A 24,690-nucleotide genomic window follows, 5' to 3' on the forward strand; every position below is an offset into this window, starting at 1 on the left:
AGCCGTTTGAGTTACTACCTTTCTACTTTTTCTACCCGCTCCAGTATTAACTTTTGCTTTGGAAATTTAAAAGCAGTGTTATTCGCCTTATGGGTTAGTAGTTATTGTAATACCTCATTGGCGACAGAATTTGTTGAGGCAAAAGACGGCGTAAATTTAAGTGATAATAACTTCCCTTGGCACTTAGTGATGGATCGTGGAAAAATTCTCGGCTGCATTTATGACAATAAATACTACTCACTTGGCTCCATTTTAGTACTTGAATCCTTGCCCAGAAAGTGTGGGCAAGCCTCCGATCGCAATGGTATTTGGCAACAGTTGTCCGAATCTGAACTGGCACTGTTTAAACAGAATATAGAGACTCAACAACAACTTGAGCGTGAATCCACCTATATTGGCGCAGAGCCAATTAATCGCGAAGAGGCGCGATTAATTCGTTATTTGCGAAGAGTAAAAGAGTTTGCTGAAAAGTCGCAAGAGTAGTTACGCACTGTTAATTATTCGACTTGCTACCGGAGCGCTTTAGGAAAGCGACAACGTTTGACTTTGCTTTTCAAGCCACTTAGCTAAGTTTTTAGCATTTAAAATATGTATGGTTTGATAACCAGGTTGAACAAATCCTAGCTCGGTTAGTTGCTTAAGACTTTTGGAAACCGATATTCGACTAACACCCAGCTGTGCGGCAATTTGTTCTTGCGATATCGCAACGGCATTAGTGTTATTGGTTTCGCTGGCCATAATCAGTAATAGCTTAGCCAGTCTTGCTGCTAGCGGTAAGCGTTTAAGGTCGTCAATTGCTTCTAAACTTTGATGCAGTCGCGTTGACAGAGACACCAGCAAATCATAAGCAATGTTGGGGAATTGTAGTAATACCTTATTGAGCTTTTCAACGGAGATATAGCCTAGCTCTGTTTCGCCCACCGCCTCTGCCGTATGGGTACGAGGTAGATTCGCAAAAACGACAAATTCACCAAAGCTCTCTCCCGGGAACAACAGTTTGCTAAGAAAATATCGGCCATCTCGACCATAGTTACCCATTTTTACTGCACCAGAAAGTATGATGCTCAGTCCATCTCCGCTTTCACCACGTTGATGAATCACTTCGCCATCACTAAAGCATTGTCGTAATTGCACTGACGCAAGCTGACTTAAGGTGCGCTCAGGCAGGGAGCCCATCATGAGCTGCACATCAGGCCTGTTTCTAGCTTTAAGGTTCATCACTTGATCACGTCATGAAAATGTAAACTAGTTAACATTTATAAGTCAGTACACCTGCTATAACAAGTCGCATATCTTGGATTACCTGCAAAATTAACTAGGAATAAGCATGATAAAGCGGAAGGCACTTGAATTTACCCCAAATTGGCGAGCTGTTGAGGCAATACCCTTAATGCGTAAGAGATTATTTCCTGTGACATTCTTTCCTATCACATTGTTACTTGCGTCACTAGCAAGTGGCTGCGATAGCTCTGGCTCTGGCGAGCAAGCTGCAAGCTCATATACCCAAAAGCATAACGAAGCAGTGCTTGAAAGTTTGCCTTTTGACGATGTGACTGATTTTCAGCAAGCAGAACGTGGTTTAATTGCCCGAGATCCGCAGTTAATGATCAAAAGTGACAGTGGTGAAGTGCTTTGGCAAACAAGCGACTATGACTTTGTACATGGTGAAGCGCCAGATTCAGTTAATCCTAGTTTATGGCGGCAAGCCAAACTTAACGGTATGCATGGACTCTATAAAGTCACGGAAGGGATTTACCAAATTCGCGGCTATGATATTGCCAATATGTCGCTGATCCAAGGGCATACTGGTTGGATTATTGTTGACCCGTTAACTGCCTTTGAGTCTGCACAAGCGGCGATGGCAATGGCGCAAAAACACCTTGGTGAGATAAAAGTCACGGGCTTAATTGTTACCCATAGCCATATTGATCACTTTGGCGGTGCACTGGCAATTATCAATCCGGAACAAGAGCCAAATATTCCTGTGATCGCGCCTAAACATTTTATGGCGGAAGCGACATCAGAGAATATTCTTGCTGGTGTTACCATGGCGCGTCGTGCGGGTTATATGTATGGTCGTAATTTAGCAAAAAGTGCTACAGGTAAAGTCGATTCTGGCCTAGGTAAAGGTTCGGTATTTGGGCGCATGGGCGTGGTTCCGCCAAATCAGTTAATCGACCAAACAGGGCAAACGTTAACGATTGATGGGGTGGAATTTCAATTTCAATACACGCCGAACTCAGAAGCGCCCGCAGAGCTTACTTTCTACTTACCTCAGCACAAAGCGTTTGCTGGCGCAGAATTAGTCTCTCGTCATATGCACAACCTGTATACCTTGCGTGGAGCGAAAGTGAGAGATGCGCTTTCTTGGAGTAATCATATTGAAGATGCTCGCAGACTATTTGGTCATGCCGAAGTGTATTTTGGCAGTCATCATTGGCCAATTTGGGGCAGTGAGGCAATCGACCAATTTTTGCGTGGTCAGCGAGATATTTACAAGTATATTCACGATCAAACACTGCGCTTAAGCTATAAGGGTTACACTCCAAGTGAAATTGCTGAAGAATTAGCTTTGCCACCATCGCTTGCGCAATCATTTTCTAATCGAGGCTACTATGGCACGGTTAACCATAATGCTAAAGCTGTCTATCAAGCTTACTACGGATGGTACGATGGCAACCCAGCCAACCTAAATCCACTGCCACCTAAAGCAAGTGCACAAAAATATATTGCAGCCATGGGCGGCGAAGATTCTGTATTAACATTAGGCAAACAAGCCATAGAGAACGGAGAGTATCGCTGGGCGGCTGAATTACTTAATCATCTGGTATTTGCCAGCGGAAATCGTGATGCAAAAAGTTTACTTGCAGAAGCTTATCGACAGTTGGCATATCAAGCAGAATCAGCACCTTGGCGTGACTCTTATTTAAGTGCCGCACAGGAGCTTACTCAAGGTAAAAGCACAAATGTTATCAGTTTATCCATGATGCGAGACCTGCTTGAACATGCACCCGTTCCTAGATTTTTTGATGCGATGGCGGCGACATTAAATGCTGAAGATGCGCGGGGTGAAGTACTAAGCTTTGTTTTCGAACTAACCGATCGCAACGAAAAGCATGTGCTCTGGCTTGAAAATTCGGTATTGCATCATCGCCCTTATGATGAACAAGAGATGTTAGAGTTTGAGGTGAACGCGCAAATTAGTATTAGTCATTCGCTGTTTATGGACATTGTCTTGGGCGAAGCTAGCTTGTTAGATTTAGCGGGTTCAGACGAGCTAAGCATTGAGGGAAGTACAATTGATTTGGTGAGTTTTTTAGCCATGCTCGACAAACAAAAAGAGCCGTTTAATATTGTTGAACCATAACAGTTCTACGTTGTCAGTTCTAGGCTGCTGGTTCTAGATTAACTGTGAAACCTTTATTTAACCATTAACCCAACATTTCAATAACATTTGGTTAGTTAATGCTTATAAATTAGAGCTGATAATTTCAGCTCTAATTTTTTAGTTAGCCAAAGCATTTTAATACATACCCTTTTCAATACAAATGCCTTCCCACCTTAGGCTACTTGTCGCTTTTACAACTTATCTCTGTATTTTTTGTCTGGAAATAAGTATGTTATCGCGTCATTTGGCTTTAAGCTGTTTCCCCCTAAAAAAATAGCGCGAATAAACTTGGTAAAGCGCAATTTCGGTCAAGAATTACTTGCCAGCGAGATTTAGTATGTCAGCGTCAAAGAGAGAAAAGTACTATGTCTAACCATCAACATCGTTTTATTGAAGTCGTGCGCTATATCGAAGCAAATCTTGATACCGATATCGATATCGATAAACTTTGCCATTTGGTACATTTGTCGAAATTTCACTTTCATCGACAGTGTTCTGCATATTTTGGCATGTCGGTGATATCGCTTGCTCGGCTATTACGATTAAAACGAGCCGCTTATCAATTGGCTTATCGCGATGATAAGAATGTGTTAGATGTTGCGTTGGCGAATGGCTATGAGAGTCATGAAGCATTTTCTCGGGCGTTCAAAAAGCACTTTGATATGCGCCCGTCCCAGTTTAGGAAAACGCCTAATTGGGATCTTTGGCAAACTCAATATGAACCTATATTAACGCTGAGGAATAAAATTGTGAAAAATCAACAAGCATTTCAAGTAGATATCGTCGATTTCCCCAAAACTAAGATTGCTGTCATAGAACATCGTGGTTCGCCAAATTTATTGGGGGCAACTATTCAGCGCTTTATCGAATGGCGAAAGCTTAAAAGACTACCGCCAAGCAAGAGTAAAACTTTTAATTTAGTTTATGACGACTCACGAATTACGTCTCCCGAAGCTTATAGATTTGATGTTTGCTGCCAAGTAGACACTGACATTCAGGCCAATGAACAAGGCGTGGTCGGCAAGGAAATACCTGCTGGGAAATGTGCGAAAATACGACATGTAGGATCTGAAGATACGTTAGGAACAGCCATTGATTATTTATACGCTAATTGGTTAGAAGCATCTGAATATGAACTGCGTGATTTTCCTATTTTTCTTGAGAGAGTGAGTTTTTTTCCAGAAGTTGCTGAGCATGAAATGACGACGGATGTTTATTTGCCGATTCTCTAGCGTAATGCTTAGCGTGTTTTCTCGTGTATCACGAAGTAACTGCGCGGATCGCCAAGCGAGAGATAGCTAATTTTGTTAAAAAAGCTCAAAAATATGACAGAAATATTTCAAAAATGTCTTGCTGTCTTTTTTTGTCGTTTAATATTGTTGAGCCTTAAATTACTTTGTTTTCATTAGCCTCAATTTACTTTAGGTCAATCATCTCATGGCCAACTAAAGGCCACTAGATTATGTGGCCTTTAGTTTTTATGTGCGTTACCAAGTGGAATTACTTTATATAACACAGCTTGGCGGCATGATTATTAAGGGGACTGGTCAGCAGGTGCACGTTGCTCAAGCTTATTAATATGCAGAGTGTCTCGGTCGAACACTTGTCCTCTGAGAATAATCTTATCGATATCGTCGTAGGCATTAACAGTTTTAAGCGGATTACTGTTTAACAGCAATAGGTTTGCACGTTTGCCTTTTTCAACGGTGCCATAATCCTGCGATAAATTATACAGGTTGGCATTATTTATCGTCGCAGCCGCCAAAATACCTTTTAAATCAACACCTGCCTTGTGCATATCGGCTAATTCCCAATTGGTTGCTAGCCCAGGTTGAGAAGCAAAAGTCGGTGCCGGTGGTGTATCAGACCCCAGCAAAATGGTTGCATCATGGTCATATAAATACTTGAGGACTCGCTGGCCGTTGGTTTGCTTGGCACTGAATCGCTCGATGATCAGTTCGACAGGTGGCTTGCCCCAATCTTTGTGCATCTCAACATTAAACCATTGGCCTGCGTTTGATTGATACCAAGTTATTTGCCACGGAGGTAATACGGTTTTGTATTCAGTTTGGTCGATATGGTCTTCAACCATTAGATCCGTCAATGATCTGATAACATTTAATGTCGGCTGATAGGCGATATCTTGGTTAAGAATTTTGGTAAGAACACTACTGACTTTAGGGGGAAGTACTGCTTCATTTGATAACTCTTGCTCTTCTAACCAATTCCATAAACCATGCCCCATCACTGAAATCTCGGCGTTTGCCGCAATATCCTGCATATCGGTTGCATTGGCATGTGCCATGGTTGGTAAGTTGAGTGTTTTTGCGTACTGTGTAAGCTCATTTAATGTCTCTTCACTTACCATTGGTATGTTGTCAGCCAAATCAAAGCCGTTTTCAATATACACTTTTGCACACACAGCGCCGTCGTTTTTTAATCTTAATAAGCTTTGTTTGGCTTGATGCGCATGAGTTATCGCCTCGGTCGTTTTAGGATCTGTGTCTTGGGCTAGGTAGTATGGACGCTCATGATGTAGATGTTTATGAAGAATGCCTTGAGCGTTATAGCCATTAAATACAGGCATAGCACCACAGAAAAATGCATCGGGTGTTAAACCACTTTCATGAAACCGCTTAATACCGTCTTTAGTATTTGACGGGTCGATAACTTGCGTAACGCCATAATACAAATAATTAGTGCCTTGTCTGGCAAGAAAAGCGGACTGCATATGCGCAGCATTGGCATCCAAAAAATCTATCCCCGGCATGGTTTTTAAGTGCACATGGCTATCGGTTAACCCCGGGATAAGGTATTGATCACTACCATCAATCACTAATTTTGCTGTTGGCGGCTTTGTTAAACTACCTATTTGGCTAATGCGATTTCCTTCAATTGCAACCCAATGATTGGCTTTGACACTTATTTGATGCTTATCAATAGGTGAGATTATTGTTGTACCTTCAATTACCAAATCAACGTCAGGCAAACTGGTTGAGCTTATATTGGCTGAGGCAGTATTGGCTACGCTAAAAAAGGCTGAGCAATAAAAACACGCTAATAATCCATAGCCTAAAACTTGTTTTTTCATGAAATTCTCCTGTTAAAGGCATGACCTTAATAAAGGAGAGAATTCTGTATCTAAGTTATCTATAATAATTGTCTAAAATTTTTCTAAAATAATTAAAAAGCAATACTATTCAGTTGTTTAAGTGGTCATCAATGGAATCTTTTCAGCTTGGGAATTGGCGTGTTTCACCAAGGTTAAATCAACTAACACTCGAGAATACCGAGCAAAAACTCTCCATTACGCCCAAGTTAATGCAACTTCTGCTGGTGCTTGTTGAACACAAACATCAACCTATTGGGTTAGACGCACTAATTGAAAAAGTATGGCCGCAGCGTGTAGTCGCAGATAGTTCGGTTTACCAAGGTATTGCTCAGTTACGTAAAGTGCTTAGTGCGGACGACCAACACCAACAATACATTGAGCGCATTTCAGGGCAGGGCTATCGAATTGCGCCAGATATCGCGATTGAAGTCTATGTCGATGAGTCAGGCACGTTAGACTTAACGCCTGATTCACAGAACACTGCTAGCCACAATAAGAACTGGTTGCTCGGCATTTGCACATTGTTGGTTGTGGCTGCGTTGTTCATCGCCATCAATATTCAGAGTTATAGTCCGAAAAGAGAGGCTGACTCATCGCAATATTTTGAGCAATTTACGTTAGCAAATCACTTACTCTCTCAGCAAGATGTCGCACAACTAGAACAAGCTAAACAAATTTATTTAGAGGTCATTGAGCAAGACAGAAAGAATGCCGAAGCACTTAACGGCTTGTGTAATAGTTATCGAATGTTAGCGATATATGGCAGTGTTACTGAGATTGAGCGAGACACCTTGTGCCAACCCTTGTTAGAAAAAGCATTTGCTCATGCTCCCAATAATGCACAAGTATTGGCTTCTGTGGCTCGCCAGCATTTTGAGCAAGGCCAAACCAGCCAAGCGGAAGCCTTGTTCGAGCAGTCTTTGGCAATAAACCGTAATGACGCCATGACTTGGCATTGGTATGGTCGCCTGAAACGCAATCAAAATCAGGTAACTGACGCGCTTGCGGCTCATCAAAGCGCATTTAAGCTTGCACCGAATGATCCTATTGTGCTGCGCGGGCTAGCATATGCTTATTTAAACAACAGAGATTTAACTAATGCGCGAAAGTACTTTGAACGCAGCGTTGTAATTTCCCCTTACTTTAAGCACAAAGCACTGTATGAGCTAGATTTTTACCCATTGAATCAATCGCGAGCTGCACATTATTTAAATTGGTACAGGCAACATCAAGAAAGCTACGTTAAAAAATATCCTGCACACAAACTTAGCCACATTTTGTTCTTGTTAAGCGTAAATCAAGGGGCGTTAGCAACAGAGATTTTTGATCGGTTTGATGATGTTAATAGCGTGCCGCAACACTTTTTATTTTATGTAAAGGCATCATTGGCTTTGTATTATCAAAAACCAAACGAGGCGCTTGCTTATTTGCAGCAGCGCTATCAACTGGCGCCTGAGCAAAATCATTTTGTGATGCCATATTTATTCGCTTTAGTTCAGCTTAATCATGCTGAAAAAGCATTAACGTTATTTAAAAAGCACTTCCCAGAAATAGTCGCACTCAAGCAGGTGACAAACGAAAATATAGGGCAATATTTATTGCTTGCTAGGCTATATGAAGCGACAGAAAAAAGGCGTTTGTATCAAGACGCCTACGAGCGGCTACTAGCGTTTGAGCAAGAATCTACGCTTAGTATTGAGCAACAGCTACTTTGGAATGAGTTAAATGGCGATGATGCTAACAATGTCGATTTGCTCAACAAGTTACTGAATAATGGCTGGTTGCCTGATTTTAATGACAATATGTTTTCAATTGAGCGCTATCCAACACTTGCTGGCTCGAATAACAGTGCAAAAAGCTGGTTGGCTAAGCTAAATAATATTCAACGTTGTATTTGGCAACATACGCAGTGTGAAATAAATTGATGTCTGCGTGCGGCGGTAAGACGGGGTTCTAAATTTATAATTGAACCAACTGTATTTAGGAAAAAATTTACTAATACAAGTTTGAGTTTAAACAGCCACATTGCAAAAATATGACAGAAATATTTCAAATTCAGCTTTGTGTCTCTAAAGTTTTGTTGTATCATGCCCGCCCAATCGAATAGCAGCAATGCTGTGCATTTCAATTAACTCATTTTATTTATTTCTCGCCCATCTGCTTATGCAGTCGGCGGTTTTGCGCGCGCATAATTTTTATGAGCTGAAATTATAAAGTCGAGTTGATGAATTGAGTTGCTGCATTCATCAAGGTTGGTACTCAACAGGAAGAGTTAAAACCTCACGAAAAAACACAACAATTTTTTTATTGAGGACAAACATGAACACCACTAAGTCGCCATTAAATCTGCGTCGTACTTTAAACCCTATTTCAGCCGCAATTGCATTAGCCGTAGCCGGATTTGCTGCTACTCCTGTACTAGCGGAAGAAGCTGATACTGATTCAAATATTGAATCAATTACCGTGACAGCGACCAAACGCTCTCAGGTTATTTATGAAGTACCAATTGCCATCAGTGCTTTCTCTGGCGATGCATTAGCCTCTCAAGGTATTAGCGACATCACCGATGTTGGTAAATTTGTTCCAAACCTAAACATTACTGGCTTCTCTGCAGGTCATAACTCATCTGCTAACCCGTTTATTCGTGGTATCGGCTTGCAAGATCACTTGATCACCACAGACCCAGGTGTAAGTGTTTACGTTGATGGTGTTTACTTAGGTCGCCAAGTTGGTCAAAACTGGAACCTTCAAAACATCGAGCGTATTGAAGTATTACGCGGTCCTCAAGGTACTTTATACGGTCGTAACTCAATTGGTGGTGCAATTAACATCATCACTAAACAGCCAGACGAAGAAGCAATCACCAAATTTAGCTCAGAAGTTGGCACACGTGGTCGCGTTAAAGCAAGCGTATTTACCAACCAAGCAATTACTGACAACTTAGCGATTAACTTTAACCTTGGTTACAACCGTCGCGGTGGCTTAGGTGAATTCATCAACCTACCTGATGCTAAGTATGATGTTGGTGAAAACCGTGAATACTACGGTCGTTTCTCTGCGAAATACACAGTAAATGAAGATTTATCATTCACGTTAACTGCTGATATGAATGACGGTGAAGGTGGTACTCGTCCTTACACTACGTTAATTGATGAACTACCAAACGGCCGTTACTACCAAAGTGGTCTGCGTAACTCTGATGTAGCGACTGATCGTTACGACAACGCAACTGGCACTATTGAAACGTCAGAAGTGAGCAATGAAGCTGACGGTTTCTCATTAACGGCTGATTACAACATTACTGACGAGTTAGGCTCTAAGCTAATTTTCAGTAAGCGTTCTTCTGAGTACAAAGCGGGTCTTGATGATGACGGTACTATTGTCGCACTAGATCACTTCCCAGAGCGTGGTGAAGCAGACCAAACCTCTGTTGAATTACAATTCAACGGCTATGTTGGCGATGTCGATTTCGTGACTGGTTTATACTGGTTCGAAGAAGAAGGTAGCAACCGTCAAGATGCTGCAGAAGCAAGCTTTAACGGTGGCCCAACTAAACTTGAGTTAGACCAAAAAACTACAAGTAAAGCAGTATTCTTGAACGTTGGTTACGACTGGACAGATGAATTACGTGTTACTGGTGGTATTCGTTACACTGAAGACGAAAAAGAAGCATCTGCAAACGTATTTGACCCTGTGGGTACTGTATTCTCAGAACGCGATTGGGATGAATTCTCTTGGGAATTAGCGGCGAACTACACATTTGACAATGGTTTAAACTGGTACGGTACTATCCAAACAGGTTACCAATCAGGCCAGTACCCAGCACGTCCATACTTCTTAATTGGTCAGTTTTTCGCTGAAGGTGGTTTTGACAATCAAGAACAAGCCGCAGCAGCAGTTCAAGCGAACAATGACTTCTTAGCAAGTGACAACATCAGCGCGATTAACTACGAAACGGGTTTCAAAGGTCAGCTAACACCTGATTTCAGCATGAGCGTTGCATTCTTCAATACTGAGTATGAAGATTTACCATACCAAGTAAATACAGCAACAGACTCTGGTTTTGACACGAACAACTTGATTGTTGAACAAACCTCTCGCGGTATTGAATTTGAAAGTACTTACTCAGTAACTGATAACTTCACGCTACACACGAGCTTTGGTTTTATGGATGTTGATGTAGATGAGCAAAACGGCATTAAGCCAGTTGCGCCATTAACACCAGACTTAACGGCATCAATTAGCCCGTCTTACGAGTTTACGCTTGAAAATGGTGCGTTAATTACTTCGCGCATGGACATTTCATACCGTGACGAAATGTACGGTGAGCCAACTTCAGATGCACGTCGCATGACTGAAATTGAAAGTCGTACAACGGTTAACTTTGATATTAAGTACGCGCCAGCAGGTGCTGACTGGGATATCTCACTTTACGGTCGCAACATTTTTGACGAGCGTTACGAAGATGCACGCCTAAACACAGGTGATTACATCCTAGTGATCATGAGTAACGATGCAAGCGAGTTCGGTTTACGCTACTCATCAACATTCTAAGCTCACGCTTAAGAGCGTAAAACAGCGAGAATAAGCTGAAATTAGCTCTCAAAAAAGTAAAGCCAGTTAGCGGTAACGTTAACTGGCTTTTTTAATGGCTAGCTTGTTAAAATTTGTGCTAAAGAAGAACTTAGCTTACTTCGTTTGGCTAAGGCTTATTGACGCGGGCAATAGCACCTTGCACTAAGCGTTCGGTTTTAACAATGGCTCTGGTATGCGTTCCGCTACCAGCGATCCCTCCTTTATCATGTAGCTCTACTTCAAACTGATAAAGTTTTCCTGCCATGCCGATGTAGGTCGCAACAGCTTTGATTTCTTGATTATTCGGCGTTGCGGCAAGGTGATTAACGTTAACATTAACGCCAACAGATAATTCGTCACTTTGCAGCATAGGTTTCATTAGGCGAGCAGCTGCTAATTCCATTAATGCAATCATTCTTGAGGTTGCGAACACTTCAGGAAAATTATCATCTTTATCAATTGGTAGGTCGCTGGCGAGATCTTTCGATTGAACAGTATAAATTAGTGCTAGGCTATCCTTAATTTCCATGGTTAATTCCCTATTGCAGAAGTGGCTTTAAGTCGAATGTGTTGAGCATATCAATATAAGTTAGCTTATTTAATTTACTTCAGCATAGTTAATCTCATTAAAGCTAACTAAGAGCTGAGCTCACTTAATGACGAAATCACACGAACGCCACTAGGAACAAGCTCAGACGAATTTCTTCTGTACCAAATCGGTTGAATACCAGCATTCAGCGCGGGCATTACGTCTTTGGTTAAACTATCTCCCACCATATAAGTGGACGATTTATCTGCGTTAATTTTAGCCAGTATCGCAGCAAGAAATTCAGGTTCGCCTTTAGCAATGCCAAGGTTAGCTTGGCAAAAGTAACCGGTAATAAATTGACTCAAGCCGACTCGAGCAAACGCTTGTTCGATTTCTGATGCTGAAGATTCCGCTGCACCAGTGGCAATATAAATTACCGCATGGCCGGTAAGCTGTGAGAGCAGTTCATATGCACCATCTACCGCTTGAACGGTTTCCCATTCACACATTTTGCCTTGCTCAGTGGGAAAATCCACCATTAGAGTGTCTCCCCAATCAAACAAATATACCGGTTTCATATTGCTCCTAATTAAATGCGTATAGGTTTATTTTCAGATACTTGTTGCTAAATAGCGCTTATCTGCTTTGTTATCGTTGCAATTGAAACATAGGGTTGTAAATAACTCCCAAGGGGTTTCCGAATGGGTCTTGGACGACGCCAAGTTTGATACCTCCACCAACATCAGTGATTGGGTTAAGTTGCTTGGCACCTAAATCGAGTAGTTTTTGGTAAGTGACTTCAACGTTGTTCACCCCCCAATAAGCGATAACATTTGAGCCTTTTTGCTTCTCGCCAGTCGGCATTAAACCAAGTTCGAAGCCTCCGATATTAAAGCCAACATAGTAGGGCTCGTCAAAATACGGGGCAGTGCCGAATGCTTTAGCATACCAGTGCTTGGCTTTGTCAATATCGTCCACCATATAAACGCTTGTTCTTAGACCTAGAATTTGAGCATCCTTTGAATTAGCTTTTAAGCTCTCCGAGTTGGGTTGACTATTGGCAGAAAAAGATAAATAAGGAAATAGCAGTAGAATACAGATTAAATACTTCATTAGTTTTTATTCTTGTTGATAAATTGTGATGGTTTTTTCACGTTAAGGCTGGAGTGCCTAAGCCATAAAATCTAACTTTAATTGTTGAATCGATGCAAGTATTGAAGTGAGTTAAACCGAGTTGAAGCAAATAATTCGATCAAATAGTAAGTGCGTAAGGGTAAATGACCTAGACACATCGTTAGCGATTAGCGTCAATTCGCTAGATATTTGAACAATTTACAAACGCAGTGCACAAGTTTATCGTAATAAAACAAAAATAACTAAAATGGTAAGGATAAAGTATGTGGAAATGGATAGGAGTGGTTGTCGCGTTTGTTATTGCAGGGGTTACAGGGTATTGGTTCAGCCTTGATAAAAACATCCGTTATTTGATGTTGAATCAGCCGGAAAGTACCAATGTTTTATTTTGGACAACTGCACAGCGCGATGCCGGTTTTCAAACATTGGAAAAGTTAGATGTTATTCCTTTTAATATTATTGAGAAGGGTAAACTGTCTCATGAGCTAGATATTGAGCAGCCATTAGTCGTAGCTGATGACGCTATCGAGAAGTTTTTCAAAGAGCAACGAATAGCTGGCTTAGTGGTATTGCAAAATGGCGATCTACGTTATGAAAAATATGGGCTTGGTTTAACTCGTGATGACAAATGGACAAGCTTTTCTGTGGCTAAATCGGTTACTTCCACATTAGTCGGTGCGGCTATCAAAGATGGTTATATTAAAAGCCTAGAAGATACGATCACTGACTATATTCCAGACTTGAAAGGCAGTGCCTATGAAGATGTTACTTTGGCACAGGTATTGACCATGACATCTGGCGTGGCGTGGGACGAAGATTACAAAGATCCAAATTCTGACGCGTCTAAATTTAACTTTCATACGCCTGAACCTGGGGTCGACGCAACGGTCAGCTATATGCACCAGCTTGAGCGCGCAAATCCAGCGGGCTCTACCTTTGTGTATAGTACGGGTGAAACAAGTTTAATTGGCTTGCTGGTCACTAATGCGACAGGAAAATCACTGTCAAATTACCTGTCTGAGAAAATTTGGGCAAATCTGCCTGTTCAACAAAACGCTTCTTGGCTACTTGGCCCAACAAATCAAGAAATTAGTGGCTGCTGTATTCAAGCAACAACGCGAGATTTTGCCTTATTTGGTGATTTCGTGCTTAATGGCGCGCAAGTCAATGGAGCTTCTATTGTGCCTGAAGACTGGTTTGCTGTGGCGACCAGTAACCAAGTTGAGCTTGGTGAAGGAGACGGTTATGGCTTTCAATGGTGGACTTCAGCAAAAGGGCATTTTGAAGGCAAAGGTATTTTTGGCCAAGGACTATATATCGACCCTGAGCACCAACTGGTGATTGCTGTTAATGCTAATTGGGAAGGGGCGATGACGCCTGAGAGCTATCAATCAAGAAAAGCCATGTATCAGTATTTTGCTGAGCTTTTTGCCAACAATAACGTTAATAAAGTGGCGAGTAACTAACTGAGAAAAGTAGTTTATTGCAGCTTTTAGATGAGTCTTAAAATCGAAAATAAGCGCTGACAGCAGTTATCTATCGGCGCTTGTTCTTTTTTTGCGCGCTCTACTTAGCCGGAATTTTTGTCGCTTGCCATGCCACTACTTGCCAGATGCCGTCGCGTTTTAGCAAAGTGCCAGTATTAAAGTAGGTTTGTTTAATCGCTTTAGCCTTGGCATTTTCTTTGTGCATTAGTTTAAATGCGACAATGGCTGTATCACCGTAGACGCGAATATCAGTATCTTCTGCCCAGTATAAAGGCGGTAAAGTATCGCTATTTTCATCAGCTTTGCTGTTTTCTTTTATTCCCTGAATGATATAGCTTTTATCAAAGCGCGTACCAGATGAGCTAGTGTAGATAAGATCCTCAGCCCAAAACCTTTGATGATTAGCTAAATCGTCATTAACTGAATTGGCCAAAAAGTTATTCAGTAGTTGGCTGATTACCGCCTTTTCGTTGGCTTTGGGTTTTATTTCTTGATTCACGTCTAGATTAGTAGTCGCCGAGGCAAAAGCGATACTGCTAAATTGGCTACAGGTGATAAGTAGAAGTGCAATAATGAGTATGTTCATTGGTAACCTTATTCTTTTTATTTGTTATTACTAGCTTGCTATTCTTTGTTAATCAATATGTTGACTGGTTTTCTTGTATCGTATTTATGAGAAATTAGCGCTTAATAAGTTATTTATTCGCCATCTGATGGTGGTTTTTCTTCCATGATGCCAATCAAATTCTCGTCAGGATCACGAATAAAACCAATCCATAAGTCGTGATCAGGCATCTTAGCGGCAAACGCTGGTGGGCGTTCAATGGCAACACCTTTAACATTTAACTGCTCAAAATACTGCTCTATATTAGTGGTTTGGTAGTAGATCACTGATGTGTGATGATCTTGCTCACTTCCTTGCAGCGTTGTTAGCATTAAACGAATATCGCCTAGCTCAAGAAATGCTAGATTGGGTGGCACTTCAAAAGCCAGTGGGATATTGAGCACCTTGTGGTAAAAATTAAGGGCTTTGGGTAAGTCACTAATCGCGATAGCAATTTGTTTGATTGATAGATCACTCGTTGACAGCTTAGTGGCGTCTTGTTGTGTTGGTTCCATCGCCGATATTTCCTAAGGCACTTATATTTGATGACAGCATAGTAAATATTGTTAAAAGTATAAATGCTTAGTATAAATGTCAGAGTAGGTATATATCTGCTAGCAGCCTATTCAGGTACTATCATCTCTAGTGTGTAGCTCGACTGCTCGGTTCCCACTAACTTTTTCAGCTGTGGTAGGGCGGTTTCCAGTTCACTTGCGAGCTGCCATGGTGGGTTAACAATAAATAAGCCAGTACCTGTCATACCGTATTGCTCAGAATCAGGTGTTAAACATAGCTCAACCTTCATTACGTTTTTTAGCTGGCTATTGGTGATGCTTGCTTCCATGGTATCGATAAAGTGACGCTGCACCACAGGGTACCAAATCATATAAGTACCCGTGGCAAATTTTTTCTGAGCTTTAATGACCGCATCAACGGCTTTTTGATAGTCACTCTTAATTTCAAATGGCGGGTCGATCAGTACAACAGCGCGGCGTGTTGGCGGTGGCAGTTGCCTTACTAACCCTGCGTAACCGTCTTTTTGAAAAACATTGGCTTGCTTCCAACCCTGACAAAATTGCTCTAGCAGGGCGATATCCGTATTGTGTAATTCGAACAAACGGGCGCTATCTTGCTTTCTGGTATGATATTCGGCAACTGCTGGCGAACCAGGGTAAAGGCTTAAACCTTGCTGGTTAAAGCTTTTGATCAGCTCTACATAGTTGGCGAGTAGTGGCGCTAGGTTAGGCGCACTGTACAACTTGCCAATACCTTGTTTGTACTCGCCTGTTTTCTGTGCATATTCATCTTGCAGCTTGTACATGCCAGCGCCAGAGTGAGTGTCGATATAACTGAACCCTTTTTCTTTTTCAGTCATATAGTTAAGCACATAGTGCAACACACTGTGTTTTAATACATCGGCGAAATTGCCGGCGTGAAAGGCGTGGCGATAACTTAGCAAAAGAATTCCTTACTGAATGGTATGTGGTAATTGGTAATGGGCAAGATAGGCTCTGGCGATATCTTTACGGTGCTTAATCGCATATTTGAACTTGGTAGATTCTGTATGAGCGGCGAAATAATAGTACTGGCCATCTTTTTCAACCACGCCAACAAACCAGCCTTGTGCCATCGTCGGGCTATAGGTTCCTGCCCCAGTTTTACCGTAAATTTTATAATCAAGTGTGTCGTGATTAAGCATTAAGGGCTTAAGCAATTCATAGGTACTGGCTTTTAGCGGTAGTTGTTTAGTGTACAGTCGCTGTAAAAATTTCACTTGTTCGATAGGTGAGATTTGTAAGCTAACACCTAGCCAGAACAAATCGAGACCAGCACTAATATCGCGGTTTCCGTAATCGAATGCATTAAGGTAATTCTGCATGCGCTCACCACCTACTTGGGTCGCAATAGCGCGATAGATAGGCACATTGGAAACTTGATAAGCCGAGCGCAAGGTATGCTCGCCTGCCGTCCAACTGCTCGGCCACCATTTTTCTGGTGGGTAAGTGTTGGTGTCAGCGCGCATAGTCTGCTCAAGATCGCGAACAATACCTAAATCTAAGGCTATCAACGAATTTGGAATTTTAAAGGTCGAAAATGGGCTAAAGCGCGTGTTAGCCCATTGTTCGTTATGAACTATTAACTTGTCTTCAGCGGTAAGCAGTACAAAAGTACATTTGCTGTCTGCTTGTTCACAAGGCAGGCTCGCTGGCGTGTTCGTATTTTCAGGTGCAGCTACAGTCGCATTGACCCAGGTTAAATAAACAATCGTGCTTAATGCAACGCTTGAAAGTGCCTTGCGAAATATTTCCATTTTTTTAATCATTGCCTTCCTTAAATTGGTCATTGCTTTTGTTAAATGAACAATATGTTTAGCTTTTTCAGTTAAATCAGATTAGTGAAGTGCCGCACGAAATGGCAGTTTTTCACAAATAGCCGCTTCAGCAATTAATATTTCTTCCAAGCGCACATCTACCTCAGTTTTTTCAAAGTACTCGTAAGCCAGTTCAACAAACAAGTTTTTGTGTTTTTCTTCCGATTTAGCAATGGCAACGTAAAAATCTTTGTCTTTACCTGCAGGTAATGCCTCAGCAACTAGCGCGAAACGCTCATGACCGCGGGCTTCAATAACACCTGCGACTAACAAACGATCCATTAAAAATTCATCGCGACCACGGCGAAATAGAGCGCGGATTTCTTTAATGTAATTGTCTTTTTTATCGTCAGCTAGTTGCACGTCACGGGCGATTAATAGCTTTAATACTTGTTTAAAGTGAATCAACTCTTCTAGCGCTAAGTCGGTCATCGCTTTCACTAACTTTAGGCGATCAGGATAGTGTGACAGCATTGACATGGCCATGCCTGACGCTTTCTTTTCTGCAGCTGCGTGATCTTGCAAAAAGGCATCAAAATCTGCCATTACAGCTTCAGTCCATTCAAATGGGGTGTGGTACTTCAATTCAAACATAGCGATATCGTCTTCTAGAGCGTAAATTACAAAGCGCTAGCGAGTCATTTTACTAGCACTATAAAAGGCGGCGATTTTACCAGTGTTAGCGCTTTTGGCAAAGCATTAACAGGGCTGCTTGTACGCTTTTAAATGGATAAATGAGCGAGTTGGCTATCAATGCGGCCATTGCGGGTTGATGCTATTTTTAGCGGATGATTAATTTTGTTCCACTCAGTGACTTTGCCTTTCATATTAATCAGCGGAAATTCCCCTTGCGTGTTGCTGGGTAATCCTAAAAACGCAATAAGCTTGGCAAAGCTGTCAGGCGCTGCAATATCTAGGGTTAATAAGTCTTGTGGGCGATTGGCAAAATAATGAGCTACACCTTGTTGGTGTTTATCATAACAAGCCATTAAAAATTCATCGCTGGCGATATTTTCTATTGTGAGTGGTGCAAACACTTGGTTAAAACAACGCTTTAAATGAGGATTAAAACCGCCATCGTCACGTTGCAAATTTTGATACATACGGCTTAGCAATTGGCGAATTGACGGCAGCCACTTATCAAGGTCACGGGTTAAATAGATAAACTTGCTGTTAGGGTAGTGCTTATCTAGTGCTTGGTAATCACAAAACACGGGCGTGTCAGCAATCACTTGGGCTTCCTCAAGACAGCTTTGCAAATAGGCAGTGTGGGCAGTTTTGTAACCCAGCGCCAACATAGTGACACATATGCTAGTCGTTGCAGTGCGCGGTAAGCCAATGATCCAGATTTTCGGTGCTGCTGATAAATCTTGAGCAAGAGCAGGAGAATGGTGAGTTGATAGCGGGTTGTTCATAAACAGCGAGAATCGATCAGAGTGAATAGCGAATAAGATGATAAAGCCGCGAGATTATAACAAATCATCTCAGGCTAGCTAAAGTGGGTTATCAAATTTGGTCCCTTAAAAGAAGATTTCTTAAATGCACTTTATCCAAATGCGAAGCAATAAAAAGAAGTTATTAGCCTTGCCAGTTGAGTCTATATCCAGCGACGCACTTGCTCACAGTATTCGTGGTAAGGCTCACCAAATAGTTGGTTGAGCATTCGCTCTTCCGGTTTAATTTGAAATTGCGTCATATAGCCAACAAATACGCCACACCAAACAAGGGTGAAGGGGTGTTGTAAATACACGGCGTAAGCGATTAGCATCAATAAAAATCCCAAGTACATGGGGTTACGTGTAATTCGATAAATCCCCGTTTTGACCAGACTTGAAGCGTCACTTGGCGTCATCGGGTTTACCGTCGTTTGGGCTTTTCTAAATGCATAAATGCCAGCAAAAATAACCAAAGCGCCAAGCAATAACAAAGCGCCAGCAAGCTGAACGCCATAGTCGCTTGTAAAGGAAAAAGTAACGGTAAAGTGCGGTAGTAGTTGGTGAGTAAACCACATCAGCAGCAACGATATTACTACCAACAAAACCGGAGGTATTTTAAGTTCAAGTTTTTCCATTTTTCCCTGTTTTCCTCTTTTTATATTCCTTAAATACAACTGCGAAGCCTAGTTATTGCCAATAAATGTGTACGCTGATAGAACCTTGTTTTGTCGCTAATCTCAACTAGCTAAACTGGCGCGTATCAATCGCTTAGGTATATACTGCCAGTCCCGAATATTCTAATAAATATTATTTTTATGAAAAAATTATCTTCTGTAATGCTAGCCAGTGCAGCTTTGCTGTCGGTTGCTGGCTGTAATGATAAGCCTGCAACTGAATCAGAAAGCGCCACTAAAGCCGAAATGACAGCGGAAATGGCTGCAAAAGCTGCGATGACCAATTCAGCCGAAGTGTTTAATCAAAGCTATAACAGCATCAATGGTGAACAATTAGCAGAGCATGTAAAAGTGCTAGCGTCAGATAAATTCGCGGGTCGAGCGCCATCAAGCATTGGTGAAACGCTAACACTAGAGTACTTAACTGAGCAATTTAAAGCCTTAGGGTTAGTGCCGGGTAATGGCGACAGCTTTTTACAACAAGTGCCTTTAGTGTCTATTGAAGCATCGACTGATATGGCGTTATCAATCGGCGGTAAAGACTACAAATTTAAAGAAGATATGGTAATGAGCTCAAGCCGCATTACTGAGCTATCTGAGCTAAAAGATTCTGAGCTGGTTTTTGTTGGTTACGGTGTGAACGCGCCTGAATATAACTGGAACGATTACGAAGGGTTAGACGTTAAAGGTAAAACTGTGGTCATGCTCGTTAATGATCCGGGTTTTGCCACCAAGAACCCTGAGTTATTCACTGGTGAAGCCATGACCTACTATGGCCGCTGGACATACAAATACGAAGAAGCCAGCCGCCAAGGCGCAGAAGGCGCAATTATTATTCATGAAACTGCCCCAGCATCTTATGGTTGGAATGTGGTGAAAAATTCATGGACTGGCGCGCAATTTGGCTTCCAACGTGATGATAACAACATGGGACGCGTTGCCGTTGAAGGTTGGATCACCAGTGAAGTTGCCACCGAGTTATTTAATAAAGCAGGTTTAAACTTTGCTGAAGCGAAAATGAATGCGGCAAAAGGTAGTTACCATGTCGATATGGGCGATTTAACGGCTTCCGTGACCGTGAAAAACACGATCAAAAAATCAGTGTCTAACAACTTTATCGCGACCTTACCAGGCACCAAAAAATCAGATGAGCACATTATTTACAGTGCTCACTGGGATCATTTAGGCACAGATACAGCACTTGACGGCGACCAAATCTATAACGGCGCAGTTGATAACGCGACGGGTACAGCAGCACTGATTGAAGTGGCAGAAGCGTTCACTAAATTAGATGTAAAACCAGAGCGTTCAATTACTTTCTTGGCGGTAACTGCTGAAGAACAAGGTTTGTTAGGCTCAAAATTCTATGCTGCGAATCCTGTTATTCCTGCCAACAAAACTGTTGCCAACATCAATATGGACGCACTGGGTGTTAATGGTAAAAGCGCCGATGTTGCGGTGTATGGTTTAGGTCAATCTGAGCTAGATAACTACTTAACGAAAGCGGCGGAAAAACAAGGCCGAGTCATTTCAGGTGATCCTCGCCCAGCGGCGGGTATTTACTACCGCTCAGATCACTTTGCCTTTGCTAACATCGGTATTCCAGCGTTATACGCGAAAAGCGGTGCTCAGCCTGCTGATGAAGCAACAGCGAAGTTACGTGAAATGTTAGATCCGAAACTGAAGAAGTGTTACCACAACCTTTGTGATGAATATTCTGATGAGTGGGATTTATCTGGCGCAGTGCAAGATATGCAGGCATTTTTTGAAATTGGCTATGAGTTATCTAGCGAAAATGTATGGCCAAAATGGAGCGAGAGCTCTGAATTTAAAAGACAGTAACTACCGTTTTTTAATGATTTAAACGCCTCGCTTACACAATGAAAGCATGCGATTAAAATTGGCGTTTAAAATAAGTGATTAAAAGGGAGCCATAGTGCTCCCTTTTTTGGCTCTATTCGTTAACTATAAGTGAGCATTATTGTTTAGCCGTTCGTTATATTCAATCTCATGCGAATGCACACTGGTCAAGCCTAGGTTCGCATAGTAACCTTTTATTGAAAAGTTAGGGAATACAAGGAGTTGTTTTGATTGCCGTAGACAATTTAAGCTTTAGTCGTTACCAAGGTGGTCGTGAGTTTCCAATTTTGCGAGAGTTAAGCTTGTCGCTAATTAAAGGCGAACAGCTTGCTTTACTGGGCGATAGTGGCTCTGGTAAAACAACACTACTCCATATTCTTGCGGGCTTATTACCTGCAGACCAAGGCTCAGTGTCTATTGACGAGTTTGAGCTTACCGAAATGGGGGACACGGACCTTGCCTTATATCGTCGTCAATTGGGGCTTATTTTCCAACACTATCAATTGCTTGATTGCCTAACGGTTAAGCAAAATATTCTGTTTCAATTTCAACTAAATTTTCCAAAGCAAATCGCACACGAATTTGATGCACTCGTTAAGGCACTTGGCTTAGCGCACAAGCTAGATGCTATGCCGCATGAGTTATCAGGTGGTGAACAGCAGCGCGTTGGTATTGCTCGAGCATTACTCAATCAGCCGAAATTAGTACTTGCCGATGAACCCACAGGCAACTTAGACCAAACTCGCTCTCATCAGGTGGTTCAGCTACTAACTAAGCTTTGTCGAGAGCGCGACGTTAATTTGGTAATGGTAACTCACAGTCAGCAACTTACTGACTATTTTGATCGTGTTGAAATTTTAAGAGACGGTCAATTTGCTTAGCTCAAATACAGCACGTGTGATTGATGTGAATGCCATTTGGCGAATTCTCGTTACGCATATTGCTTTTTATCGCCAACGCCCGTGGTTAATGGCGTTATTCGTATTGGGCTTTAGTTTAGGTAGTGCGCTACTTACGGCAATTACAGGGCTGAATCAAGAAGCTAAAACCCGATATAGCCATTCTTCTGCGCTTATTGAAAACCCCGTTACGCATATTATTCAGCCGCTAATTGGCCAAGAATATCTTCCTGGTGAGCTCTGGCTGAAACTTCGAAAAAACGGATTTACGAATGCGCAGCCTATTTTACGTGGCAGATTAACGGCAACAACAGGGCAAACGCTTAATATTCAGGGGATAAATTCATTGCTTTGGCTGCAAGCAGGAACCAGCAGTCAGCAACAAAAGCAGCAGCAACAAGAGTTGGTTAGCCGTTTATTTGATTCAACTAGTACCAGCAATTCAAATGACGCAGATTACGATGACATGAGCTTTGATAATAATGCCAATAGTGCCGCGTCACCAAGTATTTACTCACCGCTTACAACCTTGTTTGTTGATAGCCAATTCACGCAAAGACTAGCAACTAAAACAGCAAACGGCGATGCAACAGCAAGCAGCGAGATGACAGTAAATGGTGAAGCTGTAAAGTTGGCACCTGTGTTTGAGCTCAATTCGCAACAGGCCCAGCCACTAGTCAAATTTGTTGATGGTATCGGGCTATGGGCAATTACCGACTTAGCACTTGCTGATCATTTGCTCGATGCACAAGGTCAGTTAAGTTTTATCGAGCTTAGCGAGTTAACACGCGATCAAATTAGTAATATCGAAGCATTAATTGCTGGTCAAGCGAGGTTAGTTCAAGCAGATCAACAAAATTTTGATGTGCTTTCCGGTGCATTCTTTTTCAATTTAACGGCACTGGCACTTTTGGGTTATGTCGTTGCGGCGTTTTTAAGCTATAACGCGATTAAGCTCACCATGTCGGCGCGCAAGAAATTACTCAATCAGCTGTATTTGCTGGGCTGCTCGAAAAAAAGCATTCAAGTGAGTTTAATCATAGAGCTTGTCGCCGTGAGTGTGATCACCGCCTTGATAGGTGCTTGGGGTGGCTACCTCATTGCCAATGCGCTAGTGCTCGATGTGAATCGCACATTAATGGGGCTTTATCAGCTAGAAAAAGCCTTAGTGGTTAACTGGCAATGGACTAATGTTGCTATTGGCTTTGTACTAAATGTTAGTGCGCTAGCCTTTATGTTGATTAGCCAGATTAAAGGTTTAAAACAATATCGTCAAAAACTGTTTATTGCCTTGCTGTTGCTGACGAGCGTTAGCTTTTTGTGGCTGTTTAACTTTGCCGACACTAAGTTTCAAGCTTTGCTACTGTGTTTTGCTATTTTAGTGATGTTTATTCTACTGGTACCAAGGCTGCTTAATGGTTTATCAAGAATTCGCTTAAGCACCAGCACAACATGTACAAAGCATCCGTTAATTCAGTGGCTACATGGTGATACCAAACAACATATTAGCGATCTCACCATCGCCATTGTGGCGATATTAGTCGCGTTGGGCAGTGCGATTGGCATGCAGATTATGGTGACAAGTTTTAGCAAAACACTGAATGCCCATTTGGAAAAGCAACTAAGCGCTGATATTTATTTACGCACAGACAAGGTAACTGCGGAATTTCGAGCGATGCTGAGTGCCCAGCCAGAGGTGAAGCAGGTGAGCGTTTATTTCCAAAGTGATGGTGAAGTGCAAACGCTACCCGCCAAACTTGCTAGTTTTGGCGATAGTCACTTATATTACCAGCATATTTCACTAACCAGCGGCAAGCCAGTAAATATCAGTCACTTTGCTGAAAATGGCTGCTTGGCTAATGAACAAGCAAGCATTAGATTTGGTATCAAACTTGGCGATAGGGTGCACTTCAAACAGAACGCGATAGACTTTCCGTGTCGTATTTCGGGCTTTTTCTACGATTATGGTAACCCACTAATGTCATTTTTTACGCTTGAAGCTCGCCATCAATTAGCAAAGCTGAGTGGCCGTCATTATGGTTATTCGATTCGATTGGCTGAGGAAGATACATCGGTTGAGCTTTTTAGTGAGCGCTTAATCAACGAGTTTAATCAAGACAGCAGCAAAATCTTACCCAATAAGCGCTTTAAACAATTTGCCAATGCACTGTTTGAAAACACCTTTGTTGTCACCAAAGCCCTCAACGCCTTTATTTTAGCGATTGCATTGCTCAGCCTTTGCACCAGTTTATTGAGTTTAGGCGCTAACCAACGCAAACAGCTAGTTATATTGAATCATCTGGGGGTAACTCAACGTCAGCTATTGATAATGAAGCTTTTGCAAACCAGTATTATTGTGTTGTTTACTGTGTTGTTTGCTTTGCCCTTAGGGCTGGCACTTGGCGTAGCATTGTTAAAATTTGTGATGCCGATTGCATTTGGTTGGACGATTCATTTCCATTTGGATAGTCCTGCAATTATACAAACATGCCTGCTGCTAATGGTTGCCGCTATGGTCTGTGCCTATCTTCCCTTGCGGCAATTGGCTTATCGCCATGCAACTCGCCGTTCACCTAGCCGTTCACTTGGCCGTTCACCCAAGCAGCTAAAGAGTTAGTCAA

21 protein-coding genes are annotated in these 24,690 nt (G+C 42.0%); 9 read left to right on the forward strand and 12 right to left on the reverse strand.

The window, feature by feature from the left end:
• The first annotated feature begins 117 nt into the window (after positions 1-117).
• The gene (locus DXX92_RS08260) at positions 118-483 is read left to right on the forward strand and encodes a DUF1496 domain-containing protein (RefSeq protein ID WP_181901721.1); all 366 of its coding nucleotides are present in this window, start codon (positions 118-120) and stop codon (positions 481-483) included.
• 39 nt (positions 484-522) lie between these two features.
• On the opposite strand, the gene DXX92_RS08265 is transcribed toward DXX92_RS08260, so the two are convergent.
• On the reverse strand, positions 523-1,218 hold the full coding sequence (locus DXX92_RS08265) for a Crp/Fnr family transcriptional regulator (protein ID WP_116000022.1): 696 nt from the start codon (positions 1,216-1,218) through the stop codon (positions 523-525).
• Positions 1,219-1,327: 109 nt separating this feature from the next.
• Between DXX92_RS08265 and DXX92_RS08270 the strand changes: the two genes are divergently transcribed.
• Positions 1,328-3,367, forward strand: a complete 2,040-nt coding sequence (locus DXX92_RS08270; RefSeq protein ID WP_245961433.1) for an alkyl/aryl-sulfatase — start codon at positions 1,328-1,330, stop codon at positions 3,365-3,367.
• Between the two features lie 386 nt (positions 3,368-3,753).
• Positions 3,754-4,620: an AraC family transcriptional regulator gene (locus DXX92_RS08275; RefSeq protein ID WP_116000023.1), complete on the forward strand. Its 867-nt coding sequence runs from the start codon at positions 3,754-3,756 to the stop codon at positions 4,618-4,620.
• Positions 4,621-4,922: 302 nt separating this feature from the next.
• Here DXX92_RS08275 and DXX92_RS08280 read toward each other — a convergent pair whose 3' ends face one another.
• Positions 4,923-6,479 carry an amidohydrolase family protein gene (locus tag DXX92_RS08280; RefSeq protein ID WP_116000024.1) on the reverse strand — a complete coding sequence of 519 codons (1,557 nt, stop codon included), beginning with the start codon at positions 6,477-6,479 and terminating at the stop codon, positions 4,923-4,925.
• Between the two features lie 131 nt (positions 6,480-6,610).
• Here DXX92_RS08280 and DXX92_RS08285 point away from each other — a divergent pair, with 131 nt between their 5' ends.
• Both DXX92_RS08285 and DXX92_RS08290 read left to right on the forward strand, forming a co-directional pair.
• Entirely contained in the window at positions 6,611-8,425 is a 1,815-nt protein-coding gene (locus tag DXX92_RS08285) for a winged helix-turn-helix domain-containing protein (protein WP_116000025.1), read from the forward strand.
• Between the two features lie 394 nt (positions 8,426-8,819).
• Positions 8,820-11,054 carry a TonB-dependent receptor gene (locus DXX92_RS08290; protein ID WP_181901722.1) on the forward strand — a complete coding sequence of 745 codons (2,235 nt, stop codon included), beginning with the start codon at positions 8,820-8,822 and terminating at the stop codon, positions 11,052-11,054.
• A 148-nt stretch (positions 11,055-11,202) separates the two neighbouring features.
• On the opposite strand, the gene DXX92_RS08295 is transcribed toward DXX92_RS08290, so the two are convergent.
• From DXX92_RS08295 to DXX92_RS08305, 3 genes are all read right to left on the reverse strand, one after another.
• The gene (locus tag DXX92_RS08295) at positions 11,203-11,604 is read right to left on the reverse strand and encodes a thioesterase family protein (protein WP_116000027.1); all 402 of its coding nucleotides are present in this window, start codon (positions 11,602-11,604) and stop codon (positions 11,203-11,205) included.
• A 107-nt stretch (positions 11,605-11,711) separates the two neighbouring features.
• Positions 11,712-12,182 (reverse strand): HAD family hydrolase, encoded by a 471-nt coding sequence (locus tag DXX92_RS08300; protein WP_116000028.1) that lies wholly within the window; start codon positions 12,180-12,182, stop codon positions 11,712-11,714.
• 70 nt (positions 12,183-12,252) lie between these two features.
• Positions 12,253-12,717, reverse strand: coding sequence for a VOC family protein (locus DXX92_RS08305; protein WP_220347640.1), 465 nt, complete (start codon positions 12,715-12,717; stop codon positions 12,253-12,255).
• Between the two features lie 284 nt (positions 12,718-13,001).
• Here DXX92_RS08305 and DXX92_RS08310 point away from each other — a divergent pair, with 284 nt between their 5' ends.
• Complete coding sequence (locus tag DXX92_RS08310) at positions 13,002-14,204, forward strand: serine hydrolase domain-containing protein (RefSeq protein ID WP_116000030.1); 1,203 nt, start codon at positions 13,002-13,004, stop codon at positions 14,202-14,204.
• A 100-nt stretch (positions 14,205-14,304) separates the two neighbouring features.
• Here DXX92_RS08310 and DXX92_RS08315 read toward each other — a convergent pair whose 3' ends face one another.
• The 7 genes from DXX92_RS08315 to DXX92_RS08345 form a co-directional block, all read right to left on the reverse strand.
• Positions 14,305-14,811 (reverse strand): nuclear transport factor 2 family protein, encoded by a 507-nt coding sequence (locus DXX92_RS08315; RefSeq protein ID WP_116000031.1) that lies wholly within the window; start codon positions 14,809-14,811, stop codon positions 14,305-14,307.
• A gap of 113 nt (positions 14,812-14,924) precedes the next feature.
• Complete coding sequence (locus DXX92_RS08320) at positions 14,925-15,344, reverse strand: VOC family protein (RefSeq protein ID WP_116000032.1); 420 nt, start codon at positions 15,342-15,344, stop codon at positions 14,925-14,927.
• A 107-nt stretch (positions 15,345-15,451) separates the two neighbouring features.
• Positions 15,452-16,288 (reverse strand): 23S rRNA (adenine(2030)-N(6))-methyltransferase RlmJ, encoded by an 837-nt coding sequence (locus tag DXX92_RS08325; RefSeq protein WP_116000033.1) that lies wholly within the window; start codon positions 16,286-16,288, stop codon positions 15,452-15,454.
• Positions 16,289-16,297: 9 nt separating this feature from the next.
• Positions 16,298-17,152: a class D beta-lactamase gene (locus DXX92_RS08330; RefSeq protein WP_181901723.1), complete on the reverse strand. Its 855-nt coding sequence runs from the start codon at positions 17,150-17,152 to the stop codon at positions 16,298-16,300.
• A 69-nt stretch (positions 17,153-17,221) separates the two neighbouring features.
• A complete protein-coding gene (locus DXX92_RS08335; RefSeq protein WP_116000035.1) occupies positions 17,222-17,794 on the reverse strand; it encodes a tRNA-(ms[2]io[6]A)-hydroxylase in 573 nt (190 codons plus the stop codon).
• Positions 17,795-17,922: 128 nt separating this feature from the next.
• Positions 17,923-18,498, reverse strand: coding sequence for a sulfotransferase (locus tag DXX92_RS08340; protein WP_245961543.1), 576 nt, complete (start codon positions 18,496-18,498; stop codon positions 17,923-17,925).
• 299 nt (positions 18,499-18,797) lie between these two features.
• Complete coding sequence (locus DXX92_RS08345; protein ID WP_281269078.1) at positions 18,798-19,310, reverse strand: methyltransferase family protein; 513 nt, start codon at positions 19,308-19,310, stop codon at positions 18,798-18,800.
• Positions 19,311-19,556: 246 nt separating this feature from the next.
• Between DXX92_RS08345 and DXX92_RS08350 the strand changes: the two genes are divergently transcribed.
• The 3 genes from DXX92_RS08350 to DXX92_RS08360 all read left to right on the forward strand — a co-directional run bounded on the left by DXX92_RS08350 (position 19,557) and on the right by DXX92_RS08360 (position 24,686).
• Positions 19,557-21,152 (forward strand): M28 family metallopeptidase, encoded by a 1,596-nt coding sequence (locus DXX92_RS08350; protein ID WP_428977360.1) that lies wholly within the window; start codon positions 19,557-19,559, stop codon positions 21,150-21,152.
• A gap of 245 nt (positions 21,153-21,397) precedes the next feature.
• Entirely contained in the window at positions 21,398-22,051 is a 654-nt protein-coding gene (locus tag DXX92_RS08355) for an ABC transporter ATP-binding protein (RefSeq protein ID WP_116000038.1), read from the forward strand.
• Entirely contained in the window at positions 22,044-24,686 is a 2,643-nt protein-coding gene (locus tag DXX92_RS08360; RefSeq protein WP_220347641.1) for an FtsX-like permease family protein, read from the forward strand. Before DXX92_RS08355 ends, DXX92_RS08360 begins: the two co-directional genes overlap by 8 nt.
• Positions 24,687-24,690: the final 4 nt, after the last annotated feature.

Source organism: Thalassotalea euphylliae, from assembly GCF_003390395.1.
GTDB classification, from domain to species: Bacteria; Pseudomonadota; Gammaproteobacteria; order Enterobacterales; family Alteromonadaceae; genus Thalassotalea_F; species Thalassotalea_F euphylliae_C.

Excerpts from the sequence above, each read along its gene's own strand:
- DXX92_RS08310 (WP_116000030.1), top strand. The coding sequence starts at position 13,002 with ATGTGGAAATGGATAGGAGTGGTTGTCGCGTTTGTTATTGCAGGGGTT.
- DXX92_RS08305 (WP_220347640.1), bottom strand. The coding sequence starts at position 12,717 with ATGAAGTATTTAATCTGTATTCTACTGCTATTTCCTTATTTATCTTTT.
- DXX92_RS08315 (WP_116000031.1), bottom strand. The coding sequence starts at position 14,811 with ATGAACATACTCATTATTGCACTTCTACTTATCACCTGTAGCCAATTT.
- DXX92_RS08340 (WP_245961543.1), bottom strand. The coding sequence starts at position 18,498 with ATGTTGGCGCTGGGTTACAAAACTGCCCACACTGCCTATTTGCAAAGC.
- DXX92_RS08285 (WP_116000025.1), top strand. The coding sequence starts at position 6,611 with ATGGAATCTTTTCAGCTTGGGAATTGGCGTGTTTCACCAAGGTTAAAT.
- DXX92_RS08265 (WP_116000022.1), bottom strand. The coding sequence starts at position 1,218 with ATGAACCTTAAAGCTAGAAACAGGCCTGATGTGCAGCTCATGATGGGC.
- DXX92_RS08295 (WP_116000027.1), bottom strand. The coding sequence starts at position 11,604 with ATGGAAATTAAGGATAGCCTAGCACTAATTTATACTGTTCAATCGAAA.
- DXX92_RS08290 (WP_181901722.1), top strand. The coding sequence starts at position 8,820 with ATGAACACCACTAAGTCGCCATTAAATCTGCGTCGTACTTTAAACCCT.
- DXX92_RS08330 (WP_181901723.1), bottom strand. The coding sequence starts at position 17,152 with ATGATTAAAAAAATGGAAATATTTCGCAAGGCACTTTCAAGCGTTGCA.
- DXX92_RS08280 (WP_116000024.1), bottom strand. The coding sequence starts at position 6,479 with ATGAAAAAACAAGTTTTAGGCTATGGATTATTAGCGTGTTTTTATTGC.
- DXX92_RS08275 (WP_116000023.1), top strand. The coding sequence starts at position 3,754 with ATGTCTAACCATCAACATCGTTTTATTGAAGTCGTGCGCTATATCGAA.
- DXX92_RS08320 (WP_116000032.1), bottom strand. The coding sequence starts at position 15,344 with ATGGAACCAACACAACAAGACGCCACTAAGCTGTCAACGAGTGATCTA.
- DXX92_RS08335 (WP_116000035.1), bottom strand. The coding sequence starts at position 17,794 with ATGTTTGAATTGAAGTACCACACCCCATTTGAATGGACTGAAGCTGTA.
- DXX92_RS08350 (WP_428977360.1), top strand. The coding sequence starts at position 19,557 with ATGACAGCGGAAATGGCTGCAAAAGCTGCGATGACCAATTCAGCCGAA.
- DXX92_RS08300 (WP_116000028.1), bottom strand. The coding sequence starts at position 12,182 with ATGAAACCGGTATATTTGTTTGATTGGGGAGACACTCTAATGGTGGAT.
- DXX92_RS08270 (WP_245961433.1), top strand. The coding sequence starts at position 1,328 with ATGATAAAGCGGAAGGCACTTGAATTTACCCCAAATTGGCGAGCTGTT.